Annotated in this window: 26 protein-coding genes and 1 pseudogene; 8 read left to right on the top strand and 19 right to left on the bottom strand. The window is 48.4% G+C overall.

Annotated elements, in window-relative coordinates; genetic code table 11:
- The first annotated feature begins 83 nt into the window (after positions 1 to 83).
- On the top strand, positions 84 to 1,418 hold the full coding sequence (locus tag IPF95_13910; GenBank protein MBK6475780.1) for a PhoH family protein: 1,335 nt from the start codon (positions 84 to 86) through the stop codon (positions 1,416 to 1,418).
- 230 nt (positions 1,419 to 1,648) lie between these two features.
- On the opposite strand, the gene IPF95_13915 is transcribed toward IPF95_13910, so the two are convergent.
- The 3 genes from IPF95_13915 to IPF95_13925 all read right to left on the bottom strand — a co-directional run bounded on the left by IPF95_13915 (position 1,649) and on the right by IPF95_13925 (position 3,136).
- Complete coding sequence (locus IPF95_13915) at positions 1,649 to 2,041, bottom strand: DUF1987 domain-containing protein (GenBank protein ID MBK6475781.1); 393 nt, start codon at positions 2,039 to 2,041, stop codon at positions 1,649 to 1,651.
- A 151-nt stretch (positions 2,042 to 2,192) separates the two neighbouring features.
- Positions 2,193 to 2,597: a hypothetical protein gene (locus IPF95_13920; protein MBK6475782.1), complete on the bottom strand. Its 405-nt coding sequence runs from the start codon at positions 2,595 to 2,597 to the stop codon at positions 2,193 to 2,195.
- A gap of 2 nt (positions 2,598 to 2,599) precedes the next feature.
- A complete protein-coding gene (locus IPF95_13925) occupies positions 2,600 to 3,136 on the bottom strand; it encodes a tetratricopeptide repeat protein (protein MBK6475783.1) in 537 nt (178 codons plus the stop codon).
- A gap of 187 nt (positions 3,137 to 3,323) precedes the next feature.
- Here IPF95_13925 and IPF95_13930 point away from each other — a divergent pair, with 187 nt between their 5' ends.
- Complete coding sequence (locus tag IPF95_13930; GenBank protein MBK6475784.1) at positions 3,324 to 4,535, top strand: hypothetical protein; 1,212 nt, start codon at positions 3,324 to 3,326, stop codon at positions 4,533 to 4,535.
- 78 nt (positions 4,536 to 4,613) lie between these two features.
- The gene (locus IPF95_13935; GenBank protein MBK6475785.1) at positions 4,614 to 5,057 is read left to right on the top strand and encodes a very short patch repair endonuclease; all 444 of its coding nucleotides are present in this window, start codon (positions 4,614 to 4,616) and stop codon (positions 5,055 to 5,057) included.
- Between the two features lie 40 nt (positions 5,058 to 5,097).
- Here IPF95_13935 and IPF95_13940 read toward each other — a convergent pair whose 3' ends face one another.
- Positions 5,098 to 5,418 carry a prolipoprotein diacylglyceryl transferase gene (locus IPF95_13940; protein MBK6475786.1) on the bottom strand — a complete coding sequence of 107 codons (321 nt, stop codon included), beginning with the start codon at positions 5,416 to 5,418 and terminating at the stop codon, positions 5,098 to 5,100.
- Between the two features lie 95 nt (positions 5,419 to 5,513).
- Positions 5,514 to 6,626 (bottom strand): PD40 domain-containing protein, encoded by a 1,113-nt coding sequence (locus IPF95_13945; GenBank protein MBK6475787.1) that lies wholly within the window; start codon positions 6,624 to 6,626, stop codon positions 5,514 to 5,516.
- 102 nt (positions 6,627 to 6,728) lie between these two features.
- On the opposite strand from IPF95_13945, the gene IPF95_13950 reads away from it, so the two are divergent.
- Positions 6,729 to 7,817 (top strand): PA0069 family radical SAM protein, encoded by a 1,089-nt coding sequence (locus IPF95_13950; protein ID MBK6475788.1) that lies wholly within the window; start codon positions 6,729 to 6,731, stop codon positions 7,815 to 7,817.
- Between the two features lie 16 nt (positions 7,818 to 7,833).
- Here IPF95_13950 and thpR read toward each other — a convergent pair whose 3' ends face one another.
- Together thpR and IPF95_13960 are read right to left on the bottom strand one after the other, a co-directional pair.
- Positions 7,834 to 8,385 (bottom strand): RNA 2',3'-cyclic phosphodiesterase, encoded by a 552-nt coding sequence (thpR, locus tag IPF95_13955; protein ID MBK6475789.1) that lies wholly within the window; start codon positions 8,383 to 8,385, stop codon positions 7,834 to 7,836.
- Positions 8,372 to 8,644: an acylphosphatase gene (locus IPF95_13960; GenBank protein ID MBK6475790.1), complete on the bottom strand. Its 273-nt coding sequence runs from the start codon at positions 8,642 to 8,644 to the stop codon at positions 8,372 to 8,374. The genes thpR and IPF95_13960 overlap by 14 nt, the downstream gene beginning before the upstream one ends.
- Before the next feature lie 52 nt (positions 8,645 to 8,696).
- On the opposite strand from IPF95_13960, the gene IPF95_13965 reads away from it, so the two are divergent.
- Positions 8,697 to 12,473: a PQQ-dependent sugar dehydrogenase gene (locus IPF95_13965; GenBank protein MBK6475791.1), complete on the top strand. Its 3,777-nt coding sequence runs from the start codon at positions 8,697 to 8,699 to the stop codon at positions 12,471 to 12,473.
- A gap of 45 nt (positions 12,474 to 12,518) precedes the next feature.
- Here IPF95_13965 and IPF95_13970 read toward each other — a convergent pair whose 3' ends face one another.
- Entirely contained in the window at positions 12,519 to 12,671 is a 153-nt protein-coding gene (locus tag IPF95_13970; protein MBK6475792.1) for a hypothetical protein, read from the bottom strand.
- A gap of 123 nt (positions 12,672 to 12,794) precedes the next feature.
- Positions 12,795 to 13,961, bottom strand: a complete 1,167-nt coding sequence (locus tag IPF95_13975; GenBank protein ID MBK6475793.1) for a hypothetical protein — start codon at positions 13,959 to 13,961, stop codon at positions 12,795 to 12,797.
- Between the two features lie 40 nt (positions 13,962 to 14,001).
- Here IPF95_13975 and IPF95_13980 point away from each other — a divergent pair, with 40 nt between their 5' ends.
- Positions 14,002 to 14,697 (top strand): phosphatase PAP2 family protein, encoded by a 696-nt coding sequence (locus IPF95_13980; GenBank protein ID MBK6475794.1) that lies wholly within the window; start codon positions 14,002 to 14,004, stop codon positions 14,695 to 14,697.
- Here the strand turns inward: IPF95_13980 and IPF95_13985 are convergent.
- From IPF95_13985 to mnmH, 6 genes and pseudogenes are all read right to left on the bottom strand, one after another.
- Positions 14,682 to 15,809: a sorbosone dehydrogenase family protein gene (locus tag IPF95_13985; GenBank protein ID MBK6475795.1), complete on the bottom strand. Its 1,128-nt coding sequence runs from the start codon at positions 15,807 to 15,809 to the stop codon at positions 14,682 to 14,684. The genes IPF95_13980 and IPF95_13985 overlap by 16 nt on opposite strands.
- 4 nt (positions 15,810 to 15,813) lie before the next feature.
- Positions 15,814 to 16,251, bottom strand: coding sequence for a universal stress protein (locus tag IPF95_13990; protein MBK6475796.1), 438 nt, complete (start codon positions 16,249 to 16,251; stop codon positions 15,814 to 15,816).
- Positions 16,252 to 16,342: 91 nt separating this feature from the next.
- On the bottom strand, positions 16,343 to 16,927 hold the full coding sequence (locus IPF95_13995) for a hypothetical protein (GenBank protein MBK6475797.1): 585 nt from the start codon (positions 16,925 to 16,927) through the stop codon (positions 16,343 to 16,345).
- Between the two features lie 16 nt (positions 16,928 to 16,943).
- A pseudogene (locus tag IPF95_14000) lies at positions 16,944 to 17,704 on the bottom strand (IS5 family transposase).
- A gap of 377 nt (positions 17,705 to 18,081) precedes the next feature.
- On the bottom strand, positions 18,082 to 19,134 hold the full coding sequence (gene selD, locus IPF95_14005; GenBank protein MBK6475798.1) for a selenide, water dikinase SelD: 1,053 nt from the start codon (positions 19,132 to 19,134) through the stop codon (positions 18,082 to 18,084).
- Positions 19,127 to 20,143, bottom strand: a complete 1,017-nt coding sequence (gene mnmH / locus IPF95_14010; GenBank protein MBK6475799.1) for a tRNA 2-selenouridine(34) synthase MnmH — start codon at positions 20,141 to 20,143, stop codon at positions 19,127 to 19,129. The genes selD and mnmH overlap by 8 nt, the downstream gene beginning before the upstream one ends.
- A gap of 203 nt (positions 20,144 to 20,346) precedes the next feature.
- Between mnmH and IPF95_14015 the strand changes: the two genes are divergently transcribed.
- Positions 20,347 to 20,865 carry an SRPBCC domain-containing protein gene (locus IPF95_14015; protein ID MBK6475800.1) on the top strand — a complete coding sequence of 173 codons (519 nt, stop codon included), beginning with the start codon at positions 20,347 to 20,349 and terminating at the stop codon, positions 20,863 to 20,865.
- Between the two features lie 22 nt (positions 20,866 to 20,887).
- On the top strand, positions 20,888 to 21,115 hold the full coding sequence (locus IPF95_14020) for a hypothetical protein (protein MBK6475801.1): 228 nt from the start codon (positions 20,888 to 20,890) through the stop codon (positions 21,113 to 21,115).
- Positions 21,116 to 21,149: 34 nt separating this feature from the next.
- On the opposite strand, the gene IPF95_14025 is transcribed toward IPF95_14020, so the two are convergent.
- The 4 genes from IPF95_14025 to IPF95_14040 all read right to left on the bottom strand — a co-directional run bounded on the left by IPF95_14025 (position 21,150) and on the right by IPF95_14040 (position 24,708).
- The gene (locus IPF95_14025; GenBank protein ID MBK6475802.1) at positions 21,150 to 22,613 is read right to left on the bottom strand and encodes an alpha/beta hydrolase fold domain-containing protein; all 1,464 of its coding nucleotides are present in this window, start codon (positions 22,611 to 22,613) and stop codon (positions 21,150 to 21,152) included.
- A gap of 114 nt (positions 22,614 to 22,727) precedes the next feature.
- Positions 22,728 to 23,333: a TIGR04282 family arsenosugar biosynthesis glycosyltransferase gene (locus IPF95_14030; GenBank protein ID MBK6475803.1), complete on the bottom strand. Its 606-nt coding sequence runs from the start codon at positions 23,331 to 23,333 to the stop codon at positions 22,728 to 22,730.
- Positions 23,333 to 24,373, bottom strand: coding sequence for an arsenosugar biosynthesis radical SAM protein ArsS (gene arsS / locus IPF95_14035; protein ID MBK6475804.1), 1,041 nt, complete (start codon positions 24,371 to 24,373; stop codon positions 23,333 to 23,335). Before arsS ends, IPF95_14030 begins: the two co-directional genes overlap by 1 nt.
- A complete protein-coding gene (locus tag IPF95_14040; GenBank protein ID MBK6475805.1) occupies positions 24,370 to 24,708 on the bottom strand; it encodes a carboxymuconolactone decarboxylase family protein in 339 nt (112 codons plus the stop codon). The genes arsS and IPF95_14040 overlap by 4 nt, the downstream gene beginning before the upstream one ends.
- Between the last annotated feature and the right edge of the window lie 47 nt (positions 24,709 to 24,755).

Raw genomic sequence — 24,755 nt, forward strand, 5'->3', positions numbered from 1 at the left:
CGTGGTCCAATACATTTGAACGAACGAAATATGCATTGGAAGTTGCAATGCCTGTTCCGGGCTAAACTCAGTTCATTGATCGCATGAAGAAAAAGGACCGAAAGATCTTCGTATTGGATACATCCGTTATTCTATACGACCATTCAGCCATTGAAAACTTTGAAGAGCACGATGTGGCCATACCCATACAAGTCTTAGAAGAACTAGACACATTCAAGAAAGGCAACGACACGATCAACTATGAGGCGCGTGAATTCATTCGCCATTTGGATAACATTGCGCAACGCGATGTACTTACGGATTGGATACCCTTGAATGGTGCAACCCACGGAAAGTTCAAAGTAGTCGCGAAGCACGACCTTAATGGGGTGGATGCGACCAAGGTCTTCGATGATGCCAAAGCTGATCATCAGATCTTGAATGCGACCCTCACGCTTCAGCGGCAGAATAAGGACCGGACCGTTGTTCTGGTAAGCAAGGACATTGCACTTCGACTAAAAGCGAAGAGCTTGAACATTGTTGCCGAGGATTACCTCACGGGCAAGGTGCGTGATGTGCGGGAGAAGCTGTATACGGGACGAACCAGCATTGAGGATTTCAGCGAAGACCTCATTGACAGCTTATTCGAGCGTGGCAGCATGCAGGTGGAGGATGTTGGTATCGAAAGACCCAAAGGCAATCACTTTTTTATTCTGAAACACAAGAAGAAAAGTATCCTTGCCAAATTCGATCCCCGTTCCGGAACATTGAATCGAGTGGAAAAACATAGCGTGTTCGGTATCGGACCGAAGAACGCGGAACAAGCGTTGGCAATGGCTGCTTTGCTGGATCCAGAGATCAAGTTGGTCACCTTGCAAGGAGCTGCTGGCACCGGTAAGACATTGCTCGCATTAGCCTGTGCATTGGAACAGCGGAGAGAGTATCGCCAGATCTATGTAACACGCCCTGTCGTGCCATTGAGCAATAAGGATATCGGTTATCTGCCTGGAGATATCCAAAGCAAATTGGATCCCTATATGCAGCCGTTATGGGATAATCTGAAGCTTATAAAAGGTCAGTTCGAGAAGCACGATGGTACTCCGAAACGTATCGACGAGATGCTGGAGAATGAAAAGATCTCCATTGCTCCACTAGCGTACATCCGTGGCCGCTCTTTGAGCAACATCTTCTTCATTGTTGATGAGGCACAGAACCTGACGCCGTTGGAAGTAAAGACTGTGATCAGCAGAGCTGGCGAAGGTACCAAGATCGTCTTTACGGGTGATGTACACCAGATCGATTCGCCGTTCTTGGATTCAGAAAGCAACGGACTAAGTTACTTGATCGATAAAGCGAAAGGAGACCCGTTGTTCGCGCACATTACGCTGGAAAAGGGCGAACGTAGTCCACTTGCGAATTTGGCTAACGAATTGTTGTGAAATATTCCTGATTCCTAATTCCCGGAATTCATGTCTTTGTGTAGGGTCGTTCTTTGGTGGTTCAGACGATTGCATTAGATACGTTCGGGTTCCATTCCGAATGCTAACCACCCAAGGAATGTACACCAAGCCAGGGAAAACGCAGGGAATCCGGAATCAGTAATACGACCGAAGCGCGCGATCAGGAATACGACCAACGGGAGCGGATCAGGAATGGAAAGCAGTGGATCTCAAAACAATTCCTCCACCTCGATGAATTTGAAATTCATGTTGAAGAAGCTCTGGTAGTCCTTACCGGTCTCTGCCATTTCCTCATCGCCGCATTCGAAATGCCAATTCACTTGGACCTTGTTTCCGGTCTCACCTGCGGTATTGAGTCTTTTGAAGATGTTATAAAGATGCCTGGAAGAACTGGTATCCAAGTAATCCATATGCATGTTCACCGTCGTCTCTTCTGAAGGCTTTTCCAAATATTCATCCAGCCAGTTGTATATCTGTGCATAGAATTGCTCGGAATTGTGTGGTAAGGACCGTCCAATGAATTCCAATATTCCATTGTCCACGTCAATATCGATCTGCGGAGATGTATCCGTACGTTCAACGTGGTACCGTTTTGAGGTCATTGCAAGTGTACAGGCATTTTGCAAACCAAGTGTTATCCTGTATATGCAAAGAAAGCGGCACACGTTGCTGATCGTCAGAACGCACACCGCGAACCATTAACAAAATGACGTTGATAGCCTAAAAGCGCCGAGCTGCCTGTCGCAACTTTTCTCACTTGGCGGCGTAAGCCGTAAGGATGTCGTGATCACTTGGTAAAATGATCTCAGTGTCATCAACCCGACGAACCCAGTACAAGTATTTCCCGCTTCCATGACATGCAAATACAGCGGTTGATTCTTGAGGTTCCAATGCCCTTATTGGGAACGTACGCCAAGAGCCATTTTCTTCCTCCATTGCGATCTTTACTTCCACCATCACAGAACAGGCGTTCTTCATTTCCAATTGGAAGGTGCCGCTATAGTCGCGCTTATATCCTTCGGTATAGTATTCACATTTCTCACAAACTGCCCCCCATTTGGTATCAGTCTTTACAAGGCAATCTGCATAGTTCGTATCCTGTGCACCAGCCAAGAAAGCAGCAAGTACGATCACGATCAGGAGGATGATCTTCTTCATGTTCATTTGCAACCGGTATTGATCAATATGATCTTTGCTTCTGCATTTCCGAATTTCTTACTGGTCTTCCAGTCCTTACAGGCCGACTTCATGTCGTCTTTTCCCTTGTAGGCCCATCCTCTATTATTATAACCCTCCTCGTTCTTCGGTTCCAGTTCCAACACCTTGTTGAAGTCATTCAATGCGAGATCGAATTGTTCAAGTTTGTTGTAAGCACTACCACGGCTGATATATGCCCATACATGATCTTTCTGACGCGTGATCACGGATGAAAAGTCTGCAGCTGCGTTGGCATATTGCTTTAGAAGGCTGTAGCAGAATCCACGTTGCAGGTAAGCATTCACGTGGTCAGGGTTAGCCTTCAACGCTTCGCTGAAATAGAGAATGGCTCCTTTATGGTCTCCGGACCGATAAGCTGCTTCGCCAGTCTTGAACATTACCTCTGCATCTGCGGGTGGTTTTGATGCATCCGCATAGGACTGCGCATTGATGGACAGAGAAAGCGATATCGCTGCTGTGGTGATCAATAGTGTTTTCATCGGTTGGTGCCATTTGTACGTAGTCCATCCATTGAGGTTTCATCGAATAGCATATGAGAAGTAGATCCTTCATAAAAGAGCAATGGTACTGATGCTGTCCACGATCAGTGTCGTTGGCGCATCAGACAATTGACCTGCCCGGTAACCCTTTGATCCGGATCACCGTAAAACGCGGCATAGATCGGGAATGAAGAATAGAGTGATATATGGAGTTGGCCGCAGCTTGGCCTTGTTCATTTGTGCTATTGGATTAAGCGTTACTGCGTATGCACAAGCAACGTTACAGGTCAATGGTCGCATAAAGATCGAGGGTGGAGATGTTCAGGGTTCTCGTGCAGTGGTCTATAAGAACGGCGTTAAAGAACGGACCATCACCACGGATCTGAACAAGTTCAGTGTAGTGATGGACGTGAATTCTACTTATATCATCAGCTTTGAGAAGAACGGTTATGTGAGCAAGAAACTCTCATTCAACACAACTGTTCCATCGGACGCACCGACGAAGGATTTCTTGCCCTTCGATTTTGCGGTTTCCCTGTTTCAGCAATATGACGACATCAACATCGTGGTGTTCAACCAACCCGTTGGAATAATTCGCTATGAACCTTCCATGGGTGATTTTGATTACGACACTGACTATACGAAGTCCATCCAGAGCCAATTGCAGGCAGTTCTGGACCAAGTGGAAGAGCGGCAAAATGAGGAGGCGAAGCAAGCTGTGGACCAACAAAAGGAAAAAGCACAACAAGCCAAGGAACTCGCTAAAGCTGAAGCTGCTGCTAAAAGGCAGGAAGAAGCCAATGTCAAAGCTTTAGCAAACGCGGAGGAGGAACATAAGGCCCAATTGGCTGAAGCCGAAGCTCAACGCAAGGAACAAGAAAAACGGGATGCTGAAGCCCTAATGAAAAAGAAAGCAGAAGAACAGGCGGCTCTCAGGGTTGAACCGATCAAAGAAGAAAAGCCGGAACCTATAGCTGCTGCAAAACCTGAACCTATACCGGTACAAAAAAGACCAGAGCCTCTGGTTCAACATAATACGTCACTAGCTAATGTGAACAGTGGAACGGAAAACAGAAGATCCATAGCTGCAACCTCGGGCTTATCGGAGAATGCGGTAAGGCCCGCACGCGAAGTGCCACGGATGGAACAAAATGATGTACCTGAACACCTCCGACCTGTAACTGTGCGTAACGAGGATCTTATTGTAGAACCCTCCAAGGTCATTAAGCTTATTACCTACGAAACTGCCGGTGTGGAAACTGAATACCGAAAAGTAACTCACAAGTGGGGTGGGGTGTTCTATTTCAAGAGCGGAGTTTCATGTTCGCAAGAGATCTTCGATCGGGAGACGTTCGAAGAAGCTGATGAACAGATAGCAGGAGCTACTCGAAGTCGCTAGAATTGGCTCTTATGAATACCTTTTCTAGTATTTATCGAGTGATGTATTGGTGCGGAGTGCTCACTCTAACTTTGCTGAATGGCACGCACCTATCTCCGCGACGGCCGTTCGCCAACTCCCGGATCCGAGCGTATTAGCGCTCAAATGAGTCGTATCCGTGCCCGCAATACGGGACCGGAAAAGGCAATGCGAAGGATATTGGTAAAAACAGGTATTCGTGGATATCGGTTACACTATAAACGGGTTCCGGGAAGACCGGACCTTGCGTTCGTGGGAAAGAAAGTCGCGGTATTCGTACATGGATGTTTTTGGCATTGCTGCCCGTACTGTACTCCAGCACGACCCAAGAACAATCGAAGATTCTGGCATAGGAAGTTGGATCGTAATGTTGAGCGCGATTCAGCAAAAGCTGAGGAGCTTCGCTCGATCGGATGGCGCGTCATCACCGTTTGGGCATGTCGCTTGCACGAACGACCATTATTCCAGGCTGCTCGAGTTCACAGAGCTTTATTAGGTTCCTAGAAGATAAAATGAGAAGGGGGCCGAACGCTATTCCTAATTGTCAGTGCTTGTTGCGCTTCCCGAAGATCCTGGAGAAGAAGCGCTTTTCGAACGCCCAGAAGAATTTGAATTGACCGAAGATGGCGCCATAGATCAACAGAAATACATTGTAGATCGGTAATATCAATATGTAGTAGACTATTGTGAAAAGCAGCGGTTGTTCACCATCTCCAGAAAAAAATGCAACTATGGGTTGCTTCAGGAAAAGAACGGTGAAACCTGTACATGCGAATACCAGTAATATCACCAGCACTCGGCCTGAGCTTACACCCCAACGTTCCCCTAAGCGCTGTCTCCAACTTGGTTTTTGTCCACTTTCCATCAACGCGCGAAGATCGTTGTTAGGTGATCATTACGGATGATATTAGTGAAGGAACGATCCATTATCCACAAATTTAGCCACTGCCATTAGTTCTCTCAATCTGCCCACTCAGCCAGAAAGAGGTTCGTTTCGCGTGTTCCTCCGTTTGCCCGGTTACTGCTGAATACAAGGTATTTCCCATTTGGGCTAAAAACCGGGAATGCATCGAATTGATCACTGAAACTAATTTGTTCCAGACCCGTGCCATCCACGTTTATCATATACAATGTGAATGGAAAGCCTCGTGGTGCCGTGTGATTGCTTGCGAAGATCACTTTGTTCCCACTCGGATGCCAGAATGGTGCCCAATTCGCCTTACCAAGATCGGTGATCTTTTGTGCATCGCTACCATCGGCATTGGCAATATAGAGTTCCATATTCGTCGGCATGACCAAGCCTTCTTTCAGCAGTTGCTTGTATTCGTCTTCTTCTTCCTTTGTCTTCATGCGGCTAGCTCGCCAAAGCAATTTGGTTCCATCCGGGCTGAAGAAAGCACCGCCATCATAACCTAATGTATTGGTGATCTGTTTAACATCAGAACCATCTATATTCATCGTATACAGCTCCATATCACCACTGCGCATACTCGTGAACACGATCCGATCTCCCATGGGTGAAACAGTTGCTTCTGCGTCATACCCATCCGTCCTGGTGAGCTGTTTGCGGATATTGCCATTGAGATCGCTCACGAAAATGTCGAATGATGCGTAAATAGGCCAGACGTATTTGCCATCCGTTCTGTGCTCCGGAACAGCGGGACATGCAGTATCATCAAGGTGTGTGCTTCCGAACAATACCAAGCTATCACCTGGGAGAAAATAACTACAGGTCGTGCGACCACCGTTCAAACTGATCTTCTTTGGTGGTTGTGCGGAAAGGTCATCCTGAAAAGGATCGAATACATAGATCTGGTCGCATTCTACACCCCAGGCCGGATTATTGGCTTGGAAGATCAGCTTATCACCAGCAAAGCTCCAATATGCCTCGGCATTATCACCACCGAAGGTCAATTTCTTCAGGCTTTTGAAATGACTTTCACCGGACGCGATCAAGCTGTCCTTAACCACGGTTAAAGTATCTGCAGAAGTTTGGGTTGCTTGATCATCCGGAGGCGTTGGTGAACCACAACCAAGCGCAAGGAGCGCAAGTACATAAATTGATCGATGCATGATCTGTTTGAAAAAGAATGAATTGGATCGGGCGGCAAAACTATTCGTATGGATCGAATGGATCGTCATTGTTCATTCAAATCGATCATCTACATTAAGGCAATGTGGATCGACAATAAGCCTGTCAAGGGAAGGGGCGCGGCAATACAACCTTCGAACAGATACCTGAAGAACGCTTATGGGACCTGGGATAGCGCAGGTGTGGACGCCTTGCTTAACGAGGACGGTGAACAGGAGATCGATGATCCGCCAACGAAGTTCATTGTTGGTCACGCTAAGTCAATTCTCAATAAGGTGACCTCAAAGGATATTGGAATTGAGTGGAGCGTGAACCCGTACCAAGGATGTGAACATGGATGTGCCTATTGTTATGCCCGGCCTACCCATGAGTATTGGGGCTATAGCGCAGGTCTGGATTTCGAACGGACGATCATCGTAAAACGGAACGCTGCTGACCTATTGGACAAAGCCTTGCGATCCCCAACATGGGATGTTGGCACGATCTCCATCAGCGGAAATACGGATTGTTATCAACCAGCGGAGCGTAAGGAAGGAATTACACGGAAGATCCTACAAGTTGCGCAGAACTTCGGCCAACCGATCGGCGTCATAACGAAGAACGCGTTGGTACTTCGGGATAATGACATCATTGCAGAAATGGCATCACGGAAGTTAGCGAGCGTTGCAATTAGTCTTACTACGCAGGACGAAGCATTGCGTCGGGTTCTTGAGCCCCGGACGAGCACTGCTCAGACGCGTCTGCGAACCATAGAAACGCTAAGCAAAGCTGGCGTTCCTGTACTCGCCATGTTGGCACCGATCATTCCGTCCATGAACGATCACGAGATACCGGATCTGTTACGGTCTGCTGCTAATGCTGGTGCACGCACTGCAAGTTATACCGTGGTTCGCACGAATGGGCCTGTAGAAGATGTGTTCCGGAAGTGGTTGGAGGATCATTTTCCGGACAGGGCTGCAAAAGTGATCGCACAGATCTCAGAATTGCATGGCGGCGGAATGAAAGATAGCAGTATGGGTAGACGCATGCGCGGTGAAGGAGCACTCGCGGAGAGTATTCGTTCCGTCTTCAACCTGATGCGCAAACGCTATTTCGGCGATCTACGGATGCCGGATCACGATCGAAGTCAATTCAAGATACCGGCAAATGGACAGTTGGATCTTTTCAGTTAGAGGCCATGAAACGTACTCATACACAACGCTCTAAAGGCCATTGCTCAATAACACTATGTTGCGAACCCCCAGGGTCACGATGTGATCGGAATAGTGTAAGGCAATCAATATGGAACTGTTCGACGATATCCTCGTTCGACTGCGGGAGAGATAGTGCTCCGTTGCCGCGTGCTAACGTTATATGTGGCCAATAGGGAACATAGACGGATGGAGGCGAACCCAGCGCGTTCGCTAATGCATGATGCAACGTAGTGAGCGCTTTGTGCGGACGGAACCGGACCCAAGCCATATAAGGACTTCTTTTTGGCATGCTAAAGATCCTTCCGTGTGTGATAGTGATCGGATCTGTTATCGATGCAACGTGGGCTACACGTTCACGGATCGATGGGAGAAGGGTAGGATCCCTATTTCCAATGAACATGGCCGTTACATGCAATTGTGCGGTCGGAGTTATCCGATAGTCGGAAGAAGCAGGTAATAAGCTTGAAATACGTTCGTGAAGATCATTAGCCAGTAATGGCGGCAGCGCTGTACCAACGAATAATCTTAAGCGCTCATTCCGCAACATTAAAACCTATATGGCCTATTACTAATCCATCCGTCACTTCTACGTTATCCACCTTCGCCATTACCGGACCATTTCTGCACCATTCCACGAAGCGTTCCAGTGCTTTTTCTGTTCCTTCAACCTCCATTACCACAGCACCTCCTGAGGTATTCCGCACAGTACCGTTAACTTTCATAGTCGATGCATGGGACATTGCCGAGCGTCTGAACCCAACACCTTGAACCTTTCCTGTTACAATTATCGTAAGATGCTTTTTCATTGGGGCACCGAAGGTAGCAGTGTAAAAGTTGAATTTGACTCAGTACTATGGAATGGCTACATTCGTCGTTGCTCTTGATCCATCTATCGAAGGAATTACTATGTTCATCACGATCTCCCGTCCAAAAAAGATCAGTTCATCTCATGGATTGATACGCGCATCATTGGTTTTGAGCGCATTTTTTGCGTTGACCTTCTCTGGTCGAGCACAGACCTTGGAACCGAATTTCAGTGATGTTCTTGTAATGAGTGGCTGGAGCCAACCTGTTGGAGCCACGTTCGATGCGAATGGCCGGTTGTACGTGTGGGAGAAGAGTGGGAAGGTGTGGATAGTGCAGAACGGTGTTCGATTGGCAACACCATTGATCGACATTAGTGAGGAAGTTGGAAATTGGCGTGATCATGGATGTTTGGGTTTTGTTCTGGATCCGAATTTTCTCACCAATGGCCATATTTATTTGATGTACTTGGTGGATCGTCATCATTTGATGAATTTCGGTACACCAGCCTATAATGCTGCTACGAATGAATATTTCGCGGCTTCGATCATGCGGATCACGCGGTATACCGCGACCGGCCCTACGTTCAATACGGTAAATTACAACAGCCGTCTGGTTCTGGTCGGGGAAACGCGCAAGACCGGAATTGCATTAACACACGAATCGCATAGCACGGGATCATTGGTCTTCGGAAGTGATGGAACCTTGATCGCTACGGTCGGTGATGCCGCTAGTTACAATAATGTGGATGTTGGTAGTGACGGCGGTACGTACTACGCGCAATGTCTTGTGGATTCTATCCTGCGTCCACAGGAGAATGTTGGCGCAATGCGTGCGCAGATGGTGACCTGTCTCAATGGTAAGGTTCTGCGCTTGGATCCGAATACCGGTGATGGAGTTCAAAGCAATCCTTGGTATTTGCCTGGCCAGCCTCGCGCCCCTCAATCCCGTGTATGGGCATTGGGTCTTCGCAATCCATATCGAATGACCATTAAGCCGAACAGTGGTAGTACCGATCCTGCTGATGCGGATCCAGGGACTTTATACATTGGTGATGTTGGTTGGTATACCTGGGAGGACCTGAACGTTTGTAATGAACCGGGTATGAATTTCGGATGGCCGTTGTTCGAAGGTATTGATGTGAACGTACCCTACACGGATGCGGTAACGCGCAACTTGGATGCACCCAACCCCAATTACGATGGAGTAACGTGTACGGAGGAATTCTATGCATTCCAGGATCTGACCAAACAGGCAACACCGCAGCATGTGGGTGGCCATCCGGATCCGTGTAACCCCGCCTTGCAGATCCCGGCGACCGTACCCCATCATTTCCATTCCCGGCCAGCGGTTGATTGGTTACATGGTAATCAGTCACGCGTACCGGAGTTCGTTGGTAACACATCCGTAGCTTATGATCTGGACGATCCCCAAAGCCCGGTACCGGGTCCAAGATTTGGAGGTAATGCGGCAATAGGAGGACCTTTCATGTCCGGATTGAATATGCCGGCAGGGTATCAGAACAGTACATTCCAAGGCGATTTTGCTGGAGGCTGGATCCGTCGTTTCATGTTCGACGGGAATGATGAATTGCTGAGCGTTCACAACTTTGCGTCCGGGCTTGGTGGTATAACCTGGATCGGTGCCGGCACGGATGGCTGTGTTTGGTACATCAAATATGACCAGAACGAATTACGTAGGATCTGTTACACTTTAGCGGTTAACCTGCCACCGGTTGCCGTTGCCACACAGAACGTTTCTTATGGTTCTGGTCCGCTTGCTGTTCAATTCAATGGAATTGCAAGCACTGATCCTGAGAACGGTGCGCTTACTTACCTGTGGAACTTTGGTGATGGTCAGACAAGTACCTCGGCGAACCCTTCTCACACCTTTACATCACCTGTTGGAGTTGTCACAACCCGGACCGTAACACTTACAGTAACAGACAACATTAACCAAAGCGCTAGTGTACAATTAGTTGTTTCAGTGAATAATACACCACCTACAGTGAACATCACTAGCATACCGGTGAATGCATTCTATCCTGTTGGTGTCGATACCACATGGACGCTTGAGGCAGATGTTTCGGATGTTGAACACGGACCGGCCCAACTGACGTATGGCTGGGTCACGACGTTACACCACAATACACATAGTCATACAGAACCTTCGGATCCAGCGGTCGTATCTTCTACGCTGGTCTCTGGAGTTGGATGCGGACATGTGGAAACATTCTATTATGAAGTAAGTCTTACTGTTACGGATGCCGGAGGCCTTGCTACTACACAGACCAGACAGCTTCAACCACGCTGTTATGCCATACCACCTACTGCGATGATCTCTGCCTCGACCAGCTTTGGTGCTGGGCCATTGCAGGTTCAATTGGATGGTACGATGTCCTATGATCCGGGGACGATAGTGAGCTATTCGTGGGCTTTTGGTGATGGAACCTTTTCGACATCCGACGCACCCTTTAAGATCTTTACTGAGGAAGGTGACTATGTTGTTACCCTTACTGTTACGGATGATGATGGTTTGACCGGACAGGCTACCAAGGTAATTAGCGTGATCTCTTCAGTACCACCACAGTGCGTTGGAGCAGCAGGAAGTATACTGCGCGAGTATTTTGCGAACATTGCCGGTAACAACATTAGTGATCTTGTGAATAGTCCGAATTATCCAGCTAGTCCAACGACAGTGAGCTATCCGACGAGTTTCAAGGTGTCGTCTTCAACCCAGAGTAATTTCGGTACGCGGTTGCGGGGCTACATTGTTCCGCCTACCTCAGGTACATATACGTTCACAAGTACAAGTGATGACCAATCTTTGGTATACCTGAGTCCGAATGCGGATCCACAATTCAAGCAAGTGATATGTTCAATTCTCGGCTATACCGGGGAAACTGAATATACGAAGTACGCTTCTCAGACCAGTGCGCCCATCCAGCTAGAGGCGGGTAGGTACTACTATGTCGAAATGCTACAAAAAGAAGGCAGCGGAGGAGATCATATGGCGTTGCATTGGCAAACGCCTAATAACTCTACGCGAGCAGTTGTACCAGGAAGTGTTCTGGTCCGTTGGCAGGATTGTAGCCCAAGTGTACGTGTTCGGATGGCATTACAAGGCCCATATGATGGAGGCACTGGTCTTATGAACGATGATCTGCGCATTGCAGGATACATTCCAACAGTTGAGCCATATACAGCACTTGGCTATCAGATGATCGGCGGAAGTGGGAATACCGTTTCTCCAGCAACGTTGGCCGTTACGGGAATAAATGCCGTTGTGGACTGGGTTCTGGTTGAACTAAGGAGTGCTGCAGCCCCTTCGGTCATCGTAAGCACGCGTACGGCATTGTTACAACGCGATGGTGATGTAGTTGGCACGGATGGATATTCCCGTCTGATCTTTAATGTGGTATCCAACAACTATTACGTGGCAGTGCGCCATAGAAATCATCTGAGTGTTATGACAGGTGCATCCGTTACATTGAACAATGCGCTTGCAGTTGTGGACATGACCTCCACTGCGCAGGCCACTTACGGTACAAATGCTCAGAAGATCTTCACCAACGGGAAACGCGGAATGTGGTGCGGCAATGTGAATAGCGATAACCGCTTAATGTACACCGGGAGTTCGAACGATAGGGATCTTATCCTTACTCGGATCGGCGGTATAATTCCAACCAATACGGTACTTGGATACTATAGGGAAGATGTCAATATGAACGGTAATGTGCGTTACACCGGCAGTGGCAATGATCGAGATCTGATCCTATTGAACATTGGCGGGATCGTACCAACATCGGTTAAAATGGAGCAACTACCTTGAATCCAGGTTCAGTTATACTGTTCCAGGGTCATAGAATGCATCTGATCAAGACCTCGATCGGGTCCGGAGGTATGCACTAAGGGCGTTGCCTTTAGGTTCTGTGAGGATCGCGTTCAATACACTCCGAGTACGTTCATCGAGAATGCGTTCTGCTTTGGTATCCTTTGTGCGCGCGGCATATTTCTTTCCTATGGTCATGGTCTTGATCCGTTAATGTGCCTGTAAAATTCCTTTTATACAAAGCACTTCGCAATACCACGATCACAGTATAAGATCAGCAATGGATCAACGATCTAAAGTTGATCGTCCGGATAAATGGGTTCAAAGTCCCATTTCGTCACGCCTTAGAAGGAGCACTTTACATCCAGCGTCATCGAATGACCAACCGGTTGCGATAAGACCATCGCCCAGCGCATGGATATCCAGCAGCTTCTCTTCCTTACCTTCATCGATCGTATGCTCCCAGATCAGAACACCTTGGCTGGAAAGCCGTTGGATCATTGCGTCGCTTGTACCAGTGGTTACGTACCGTTCTCCACCAATTAGCAGGTCTCCATTCGGTGCGAGATCCATACAGAACACATTGCGTTCAAATAAGGTATCACCTATAGCACGGGTCCATAATGTATCCCCTACAGCATTGAATGCATACAGGAATACATGTTTCTTGAACCGATTTTCAGTTTGATCGAACGCACCATAGCTCTCGGTAGTACCGGCCATTAGGAAGTTTCCATCAGTAGTGCGCACCAACGCTCTACCGATTTCATTTTCCGAGCCACCCCAACCAGAAGCCCATTCCAACGTACCATCCATCGCAAAGCGCATGAATACAACATCGGATGTTCCTCCAAAATTCATTTGCCTACCTGTGATAACCACACCCGTGGCGTCGCTAGCAATGGCATACGCTTCATCATCAAGACCTCCGTCTTCCGTAACGCTCCATAATAGGGCACCTGTAAGATCGAATCGGGCGACCAGAATGTCATGACCATTGCTGGTATCACTAACGCCGCAAACCATCGCACCTCCGTCATCCAGAGCAGTAACGCCGTAATACTGTTGGTCGCCGGGAACATCCATATGAGAAACCCATGAAATGGAATTATCCGAACCTACTCTGATCAATAGGCCATCATGTTCATGCGCATCCGGTGCGATATGGCTACCTACCAAGAATGCGCCACCACCGGGGATGGGTGTCATACCCTGAAGAAAAAGCGTACCCATCAGATCCAATTCCGTTTCAATAATGGATGACCCATCAAGGTCGCGCAGATCGAGCCGCGCGCGATAGTTTCCTGTTTCGAACGTTCGCGTGCCAACCAGAACAGCGGTGTCATTCAATACCACTCCTGTTCCATGTTCCGCTAAAGGCCCACCATAGACCACGGTGAATGATTGCCCTAGTGACACGCACCAGATCGAACAGATGAACCAAGTACAGAAAGCAAGCCGGATCGAATATCCACTGAACCCTATCATGGCTCTAATATATCGCTGTCTTGTGGATTAGATTCGCCACATGCAACGGATCCGTGCAGTCGCGGTATTTCTTTTTGTTTCCCTAGCGCTTGCCATTCCTGCGTTCTGGGCTCATTTGCGGTTAGGCAGAATTGCTCTTCATGCAGCGGTGAATGAATACAACTGGCCTTGGGCGGATGTGTTCTTCAAATATTTCACGAACCTCGGTGATGGATGGACCGTAGTGGTGGTTGCACTTATCGTGCTAGCGTTGCACACGTGGCGTTCATTCTTCATGGTGGCGATCAGTAGTATTCTAAGCGCAACGATCACACAGTTCTTGAAACGATCTGTATTTTCTGATAATGATCGGCCTAGTATGTTCAAGGATCACTGGCCCGACCTTCATTGGGTGCCGGGAGTGGAACTCCATTCACACTTCAGCTTTCCAAGCGGTCATTCCACGGCAGCCTTCAGTATGTGCCTAGCATTGGTGGTGATAATCGGTAAGCAAGGGTGGGCTGCGTTTTTGGCCGCAGTGGCAATTATGCTCGGTTTTTCACGCGTGTATTTGTCTCAACATTTTACGCAGGATGTTTTTGCCGGCGCTGTGGTCGGGATCGCCTGCAGCTTGATCGTGTACTACGCATTGTATCAAGGTAAATGGGCGCATCGCGAAGGATTCGACCGTAAACCCTTCAGAAAAGGTCGATCAGCTAATGTTCAAGCTCTAAGCTCGATTCATGGCTCCTTGTAAGTGATCCGATAGATCATATCAGCATCGTCGTCACTGACCAATAGGCTGCCATCAGGTGCTTCCAGCACATCAACTGGGCGGCCAGTTGCACTGCTTCCTTTCAACCAACCCTCTGCGAAGATCTCGGTTGTTGCTGTACCATCCGCTTGTGGAAACGCGACGACTACACGATATCCGATAGGTGTAGTACGGTTCCATGACCCATGTTCAGCAATGAATATGGCATTCCAATACTTTTTCGGGAACTGTTTTCCACGGTAGAACCGCATACCGAGCGGTGCCACATGGGGTCCAAGTTTTGCTGCGGGAGGTATGAATTCGTTGCAATCCCGAAGTGTTCCGAATTCCGGGTCGGGTATCGTTCCTTCATGGCAGTATGGGTAACCGAAATGTTCTCCTTCATTGTTGAGGACGTTCAGTTCGCACTGCGGAATGTCGTTGCCCATATTGTCCCGCCCATTCTCAGTGAACCAAAGCTTACCTGTTTCCGGATCCCAATCGAACCCTACTGAATTTCGAACTCCATGCGCAATGATCTCCCTATCTGTACCATCGCTATTGATCCTAGTTATTGAAGCGAATATCGAGTCCGGGCTTTCGCAACTATTGCAAGGAGCACCAACGGGGATGTACAGTTTCCCATCAGGTCCAAAGGCAATGAACTTCCATCCATGATGTTTCTCAGAAGGGTAGGCATCCGTTACAAGGACAGGAGTCGGCGGTGTTTCCAAGTGGTCCTCGATATCGATCAATTTCACGACACCATTCACAACGCTGATGTATAGATCGCCATCCTTGAATGCCACGCCGACCGGCATCGTTAAGCCGCTTGCGATCGTGTGCTGAACCTCAGCTGTTCCATCACCGTCTTCATCGCGCAACGCATATACATTACCAGCGCTTCGAGAACCTACGAACAATGTCCCTTGATCGCCCCAGCACATAGCGCGAGCATTGGTAACGTTCTCAGCGTACACGTTTAATTCAAATTCTGGCGGAAGCAGTATTTCGTTCAGTTTGGGCTTGCCACCTACCATCGTAGGTACACAGACCGAACCTGATAGTGAGAATGCAACAAGCACTATCAACGAAGCCTTGAAAGAAGTTGACATGAGATCAATCTTTCTTGGGGACGATCACGACTGGTACAGGACTTTTCGAAAGCACTTGTTCGCTAATGCTCCCTACAAAGGTTTTGTACAAAGCACCATGTCCATGAGATCCCATTACGACCATATCCGCATTGAGCCTTGTGATCATGGATAGCAGGGTGTCGGAAGTAGGTCCTTGAACCAATAATGCCTCACACTGGATGGATCTATTCACGAGGTCCGAAGCTAACCTTTGCAGATCGACATGCTCTTTCCGGAGCTCATCGGCACGTATTTCACGAACGGACCCCGGTCCAACATCAAATCCGACGAAATCCGGCTCAGGTGCAGCTACATGAACGAGCCAGAGCTTAACGTTCATGCGTTGAGCAAGTTCCGTAGCAACATCAAGCACGCGTCCGCTAATGGCCGATAGATCCAATGGTACAAGAATATTCTTCATAACTGCTGTATCGATTTATCCCACTAATATATGGAGTAAAAAAAATGGGCGGTAACAGGACCACCCATTTCTTGCTGCACAATGTTCGGCGTTATTCGTTCGATTCCACGTTGTAGTCGATCCGTTCGAAATGCTGTTTCCGCAATTTGCCGCTACTTGCAAAGAACCAGTTCATGATACCGTAGTGGTATCCACGTATCATGCCTGTACGATGCGTACCAAGTATCTGGCGCTTACCACTGAGTTTCTGAAGAACACGCGTAAGCTTGTCCTCCACATCTTTCGGGGTCATACCCGGCTCATTCTTTTTTGCCCAAACCAGTGCAGCTTTTAGTAGACGCCCTTTGGTTATAAGCTGATCCGCCTTGGTAATGGTATCTATGACCAAGTGGTCCCAAGGACTTAAGCGGTATCCACCATCTTTAATTTCGCGTTTCTTTCGTTTACCAGAGCTGCGTTTTGCCGAGTTCAATTGGGATGGGTCTTTTCTTGGTCTACCCGGTCCACGTTTTACGGGGATAACAACATCTCCAGGCTCTCTGGGAACAATGGAACCTTTAAGTTCAGCTATTGCTGCACGTACCTTTTCCAGTTGAAAATTCAATCTTCGTCGTTCGCTTCTGTACTGCATAAGAAGCTGTTCTGCATCCTTGGGGCTAAGTCTTCTGATCGCCATCTTATTAGAAGCCATCTCAAAAATAACTTTTGAGAATTATCATTACGCAAGCCAACTGCACCATGCCTAAGAAGAGGTCTGCATGGTATTCATACCGAACGAATGTACGGCGCGAGTTAAACAACCACGCGAACAACCTTTCGACCTTCCAGCGGCGTTTGTAGCGCCGTAATTCCCGTCCATCTTGATGCACTTGTCGTTTTCTGTTACTCCTGTGCGGACATACCAGTTGGATTCCGCGTTTCTTCAATGTGCGTCTTAGTTTGTCACTGTCGTACGCCCCTGATCACACGTTTGGGCTTTATGGCACACGAACGGATCGTCCTATCGGCTAGCTTTACTTCATGGGTGCTGGCGCTAAAGGCCCGTACGGTGAGAGGAATACCAACAGCGTCTGTGACTGCCATGATCTTGGTGCCTTTCCCTTTCTTAGTAGGTCCAACACAAGCCCCCCTTTTTGGCACTTGCGAAGGTGCCATCGATAAAGCATTCGGTAATGTCGATCTTCCCTCGATCGCGTAGATCCGATGCAAGAGCATGCAGCAGTTTATCCCAAGAACCGCTCTTGCACCAGTGTTTGTGGTACCGATGGCAAGTCTGGTATGGCGGGTATCTGCCAGGTAGATCCGCCCATGGTGCACCGGTCCGGCATATCCACAAGATCCCGTTAAGCACCGCACGTGGATCTTGTCTGGGCCTGCCACGTGTTTCGCTCTTATGAAAAATACTTGTAAGCGGTTTTTCCAACACTTCCCATTGCTTGTCGCTGATGTCCATCGCTTTTCTTAGCGAAGTACATTGCGCCAAAGAAGAAGATCAACTGGAACATTAAAAAGTTGATCAAAGCCCAGTGTTCATAGATAACTTAGGCAATGCTTATTTTTGAGATTCCTTCTAATAACCTTCTAAAGGTTCTCGTTTCTTAATTAACAAAGGTACAATGCCTACTCAGATCAATATCCTTTCATTCGCTGAATGCTAAGCTTATGCGCATGCATGCCGTATATGTCCAGTTGAATAGATACGGTTATCAATTTCTTTTAATTGATCCGATATTTATTCCGATGTTCAACGGAATTACCAGCCGTAGCTGAATACCATAGATCCACTCGGATCTATGGTATTCAACGAACTTGTCCATCCATGAATACGATTCAACTAACGAGAATACCTTTCGTTGTTCTTGGTACCATTTTGCCGATACGCACAATCGGGTCCGTAATGCCCAACTCGATCAAGAGTTCTGATAAGTTGTGATCCGCAGCCATAGTGAACATCAAGCCTCCACTTGTTTGTGGGTCGCTCAATAGCAACATTCTTTTCATGTCATCCGCACCGGTGATATGCTCACCATAACTCTTCCAATTCCTGAGCGTCCCGTCCGGATAACATCCTTCAGCAACATATATCAAGGCTTCAGGTATGACCGGGATCCTATCGAACTCGATCTCTGCACTTAGACCACTTCCGTTACAGATCTCCAGCAAATGCCCAGCTAAGCCGAACCCTGTAACATCGGTCATTGCTGAAACGTTCTTGTACTTGCCCAGATCATATCCGATCCGGTTCAATTGAACCATAAGATCAGGACCAATGTGCTCATGTTCGGCTTTGAGCTTACCGCGTTTCTGAGCTGTGCTAAGAATGCCAACTCCAAGTGGCTTTGTGAGATAGATCAAGTCGCCATCCTTCGCAGTGTCATTCCGTTTAATGTTCGCGATCTCCACCTCACCCGTCACGGCCAGTCCGAAGAATGGTTCCGGCGCATCAATGCTATGACCACCTGCAAGCGGTATGCCTGCATCATGGCATGCCTTACGACCACCTTCCACTACGCGTTGCGCAAGTTCTGGCCCGAGTTTTTCAATTGGCCAGCCAAGAATAGCAACGGCCAACAGTGGCTTGCCACCCATGGCGTAAATATCACTCAGTGCGTTTGTGGCGGCAATGCGTCCAAAGTCGAACGCATCATCTACAATAGGAGAAAAGAAGTCAGTTGTACTGATGAGAGCCCTACCATTTCCAATGTCGTAAACGGCCGCATCATCGCGACTACCGTATCCAACAAGCAGTCGTGGTTCGTTCAGTATGCCCAGATCGCTTTTCAGGATGGTCTCCAGAACCGCAGGCGCGATCTTACAGCCGCATCCGGCTCCATGACTATATTGAGTAAGCCGAACCGGCTCAGTTGAAGGTTGGTTATCCATGCGCTATTATGGCTTGCTCAGCAATTGCTTTCATATTCTTGAATGAGGCAGTTTCTCGCACAATTCGGGACGCATCACGTTTTTGTAGCCCGTGTAGATAGGTCTTGTCGTAATACGTTAGTGTGATCATGGCAACGCTATGAAGGTCGTCTTTTTCCAGAGCTTCCAAAGCTGTTCTACAATGTTGAGGACCAAGTTTCTTTTCTATTCGTTTGGTTGCAGCTGCCAGTTCATTCTTAGGGTACTTACCATACACTTCCACCAACCGAGCGGCACGTTCTTCACGTGGCATATCCGCAAAATAGCAGAGCGCTGATCGGATCTGTGCGAAGAACGGATCAGGGATCTTTACCCTGCCGATCAATTGACTTTCATCTTCCAACCAGATCGGTCTATTCGGGTCGATATGCTGCATTGCTGACCATAGTAGATTCTCGAAGTGTTCTGTACTCGGCTGTGGATCCTCTCCAATTGCACCGTAGCTACTGCCCTTATGATTTGCCAGGCCTTCCAGGTCCACTATTTGTTGGCCAAGGTCTTTCAGATATCCGAGCAGTTCGGTTTTTCCAGTGCCAGTGTATCCACTTAGAACGCGCAGGTCATAAGTGTTCTCGAAAGACTTGAGTACAAGATTTCTGAATGCTTTATAGCCACCCTTGAGTGTAACCACATCCGCAAACCCCGCCTTCTCCAAAAGCCAAGCTATGCTGGCGCTCCGCTCTCCACCGCGCCAACAATGCACAGCGATCCGTTCATCGATACCGAGTGAACGAGCTTCTTCAACCATGTTCGCCATTTTTGGACCCACGATCCGCAAACCTTCGAGCATGGCCACATCCCGACTTTTCTGTTTGTAGAGCGTACCTACCAAGGCGCGTTCTTCATTGGTGAAAAGGGGAAGGTTATGCGCTCCAGGTATATGTCCCTGAATGAATTCGGCGGGGGACCGCACATCAATAACAGGCGACTTGGTCGCAATGAATTCCGCTATGGATAGTTGTTTTGGCACATGCAAATGTATTGCGCAGGTCTTTGCTTTATCCGTTAGGAAATGCCATTGGTCGATATCGATATGCTAAGCATGTTTGATCATGAGGGTATTGATCGAATAGGGCATATAGCCGAATTAAGGTCGAGGGTTATCGCGATCCCGCATATTAGATCGTGCGTAGTTCATAGATCTTTTAGAAATTTGTAATTCAATTGATCACTATGCAATCACGTAGAAGTATCGAGCCACACGTTGTATCCCGCGTATTCAGCACGCCTCGGGAATTGGTCTGGAAAGCCAACACGGAACCGGCCGATATGATGAAATGGTTCGCACCAGCCGGCTCGAATAGCTTCGTGAAAAGTATGGATCTCAGACCCGGTGGCACGTGTCATTATTGTCAGCGCGCTGCCGATGGTACCAATGAGATGTGGGGGCTGATCACCTATGAAGTGATCACGCCGATCGATAGGATGATGTACATCCAGTCCTTCTCTGATGAAGTAGGCGCCGTAACAGCTCATCCATTATCAGAGACCTGGCCGAAGTATATGCGCTGCGTGGTGATCTTCGATGATCTAGGCAATGATCAGACCCGCATGACAGTGGAGTGGACACCACATGACCCTAGCGCAGAAGAAGTCGCAACTTTCGATGGTGCACGCGCTGGCATGGACCAAGGCTGGAAGGGTACGTTTGATAACTTGGAGGCATACTTGATGGCGGAACGGACCGTCTAGGGCAACTGGTCACTTCAGAACCATGATGACAGAACCCAGCATCATAAGAACCATGGAGCTTACCACTGCTGTGATCGACCGTGCGGTCCATCAAAAACATGGTCACGTATACGGATCCGGCCATTCCAGAGATCAGAAGATCGCGGTGACGCCCATCGAACGACTGATCGATCAACGAGCACGAAATTCCTCGTATCCGGTTGGCTTGGCTGATGAGAATCGTTGCCACATCTCCATTGTTCCAAGGTGATAACGCATACAAGGTAGGCGGTGCGCACTTTTTCTTATCGCTCGATCAACACACGCAAACCGCGCGTGGAGGCTGCCGACCCCAGTAGCAGAACATAAGTTCCACTGGTGATACCCTCCGGAATATCCAGTTGGATGGTCTCGGCATTTGCTTTCACGATCCTTTCCAGAACAGTCCGTCCATCCAACGCCATCAATCGGATGGAAACGTTGCCGTGCAGATCTGGATGTTGCACTTGGATATGATCTTGGGCAGGTTGCGGATAGATCAAAGGCCTGATCTCGTAGCTGATCTCATTGGTCCCAGTACTAATACACGAAGTTGGTCCACTCGCTATCGTATCAAAAAAGGCTGCAATGTTCACAGCACGTAGTGCAGGATTCCCTAAAAAATGATACGAGCCGTTGTTCCCGTAACGAATGCATTCGAACAAGGCCAGGTCAGTAAAGAATGGATCGCAATAGGCGAATTCAGTAATGTATTCTGGCGGATCGATCATGGCATCAAACGCATTCTTGATCGCGTTACTACCATAAGTGATGGGCTGGTTGGTGTGCCACGGCGTACTGCCCAAGTTGCATTGGCCGGACATGGTTTCAAACGGTCTCCCTTTGTTGAACGGCACAATTCCATCACAGGTCTGATGGTACATGTAGACGATCGGAGTATCAACACCTTGCCACCAATCGAGATCGAATGCATCATAGGGAACACCCCCGAACAAGTTCGCAACACCACGCACGCTTGCATCATTCCCATTCAGGTTCAACGTTCCTTGAACCGGGCCAAGGTCGGGACGCTGCAAGGCTGCCGGAGGCGTTGCATAGGTGTGCAGAATGCACTGGAAAGTGGTTCCGTTCAATACGTTCGGAGCCGGTACAGGTGCATCCGGCATGGCGTTACAGTAGTATGGTTTTTCTTCATCCCGGTCCATAAAAGCAGCCGCCAAGGCAGTAAAACCGCCAGCGCTTTCACCCCCCAAGAATACCTTGTCCACGCATACACTGTCCAGCGCCGAGCGTTGTTTCAACCAACGGATGGCGCCTTTTACATCCTGCTGTGCTCTGTATAGTGCTCGCTTCATTTCTATTGAGTCCGCAGCATAGAGGGCACCGTATTCAATAGGCCATGTTGGAGGACCTGCCGGGTTAGGAACGAAGTCGTCCTTATGCCATCCCAACCGATAATTCACACTCGCAACGACATATCCACGCCCTACGAATTCTCGCGCAAGAGCAACTACACCGGACCCCGGATCATTCTTGCAACCACCTACCCAAGCACCTCCATGCACAAGAACTAAAAGCGGGCGTTCATTGTCCGTGTTACCTAAAGGCTTGTACAGATCCAGCTCTAACGTGTCCACTATGCCGGTATAATTTGGAGCAACACCATAGACCAGATCACTTTCCAAGGTGAATTGGTATTGCTCCGGGGTTGTGTAGTCCTGTGCAATTGCATTTGTTGCCAAGGAAAGTGCACCTATCAGTATGCTCACTTTATACATCAAGTCTTTGATATCACAGTGTTTGGTGCATAGGAAAACAAATCCTACGTGTAGACAAATTACGTCTTTTCTTCGGAAGAGGTTGCGTTAGGCCTGATGATGGTTCTATTTAGGCCTGTCCCGTTGGTCCCAATTCGTGTCGATCAGGTCTTGTTCGGTATCCACATCGATCAACTCCAACAACATGTGAACGCGTTTGTGCTCGCGCCCTAGGTCTTCCAGCGTTTCACGCGCAACGGAATCCGTACTCCACGTTTTGTTCTGGAACACGCTGACCAATGGTTCATTCAGTCCAAGTAAATAGTACCCACCATCCCGTGTAGGTCCTAATACCGCGTCGTTGGTCTTCAACGAATCAAAGGCTTCGGAGATCAAATCCGCTGATATGAGAGGGCAGTCGGTTCCGATGATCACGATAGGTGAATGACCATAACTGAAGCCATTTGAGAAGGCGGTTAACATGCGCTCACCGAGATCGCTGCCATTTTGTAAGTGTGTGGTGAATCCATAGGCTTCAACCGCATCAACGGAGCCTTCACCGGTATACCACGCTTGCTTGGTGCAACGCAATTGTTCTGTGGAACCAAGTGTGTGAGCCAGAAGTCCAACGTATACATCCAACGCCTTTTCTGGACCAACTGTCGCAGCCAAACGTGTTTTGACCTTGCCGATCTCAGGTTTCCGTAAGAATACGATCAACAAAGGTCCCATCACGCAGTAGCTCCTCCGCAACTACTTCCTGCCCCAGCAGTGCAACCAAAACAATGGCGCCCTGTTGCGATCCTTCTGCCGATAACGCTTGCAGAAGCCAGATCAGAAATGTTCTTTGGCATACCTGCGGTCAGTGGAATATCCAACATCTGATTGAAATCACAATCGTAGATGGATCCAGTATGGCTCACGGATATCATGTTCCTGCACATCACACCCGCTACTGCCTGTGGGTTGAATGCATTGACCAATTTTTCCATGTATTCCTGATACTGATCCGTTCGGACCAAGTGTTCCAAGAATCGGCTGATCGGTAAATTGGTGATGGCAAATAGGTCGTTGAACACAATACCATGATCGGTCATCAACGAGCGTTTGAATTGCGCCTTCAGTTCAGACTGTGAGCCTGGCAGGAACGCACCCGCAGGATTGTACACAAGGTCGAGTTTCAGACCACTTCCTTCCACGCCGTACCCTACAGTGTTGAGCATCTTCAATGCTTCAATGGAATGCTCGAATACACCCTTGCCGCGTTGGCGATCGGTGCGGTCGGCGGTATAAAAGGGTAGGGAACTGACCACTTCTACCTGATGCTTTTTGTAGAATTCAGGCAGGTCATGATACTTCTTGTTCGCTAGGATTATCGTGAGGTTACAGCGCACCATAACACGTTTGCCGAGCTGGGCGCATTGCTCAACGAACCAACGAAAATCGGGATGCATTTCCGGTGCGCCACCTGTAAGGTCCACCGTTCCAATGTCATGTGCTTTTATTGCAGTGAGACAGTCTTCCAGAATGGCACGCGAGATCTTTTCTTTTCTGTCCGGACCAGCATCCACGTGGCAATGTGTACAGGTCTGATTGCACATCAAGCCAAGATTCACCTGAAGAACATCCAATCCGAAAGCATCAAGTACAGGAAGTCCCGCATCCTTCAACTTCGCCGCGAAATAAGGAAGGTCCAATGATTCGCCCTCCAGAACCATTCGTTGCTGAAGGGTCGCACTCAATAGGTGATGTGTTGCCGAAAGGCTTTTCATCCACCAACCATTTCCTTCGCCTTGTTCATCATTTGAACGCCATGCACCAATGATGCGCCGCCACGAATGGCCGCCGCTACGTGAACAGCTTCCATCATCTGGGCCTCACTACAGCCTTTTTCCATGGTATCGGTCGTGTAGGCATCTATACAATATGGACATTGTATGGCGTGTGCAACACTTAAAGCGATCAGCGATTTTTCGCGCGCCGTAAGCGCTCCCTCCTTGAACACATCACCATAATAATCGAAGAACTTCTCTCCGAGTTCCTTTTGGAATTCCGTGATCTTTCCGAACTTCTTAAGGTCGGCGGGGTCGTAGTATATTTTGCTCATGACTCAAGAGGCACAATTTAAGATGATCGATGAATGGTCGCTTTATC

The sequence above is a fragment of the Flavobacteriales bacterium genome (assembly GCA_016704485.1).
In the GTDB taxonomy this organism is placed as follows: domain Bacteria; phylum Bacteroidota; class Bacteroidia; order Flavobacteriales_F; family PHOS-HE28; genus PHOS-HE28.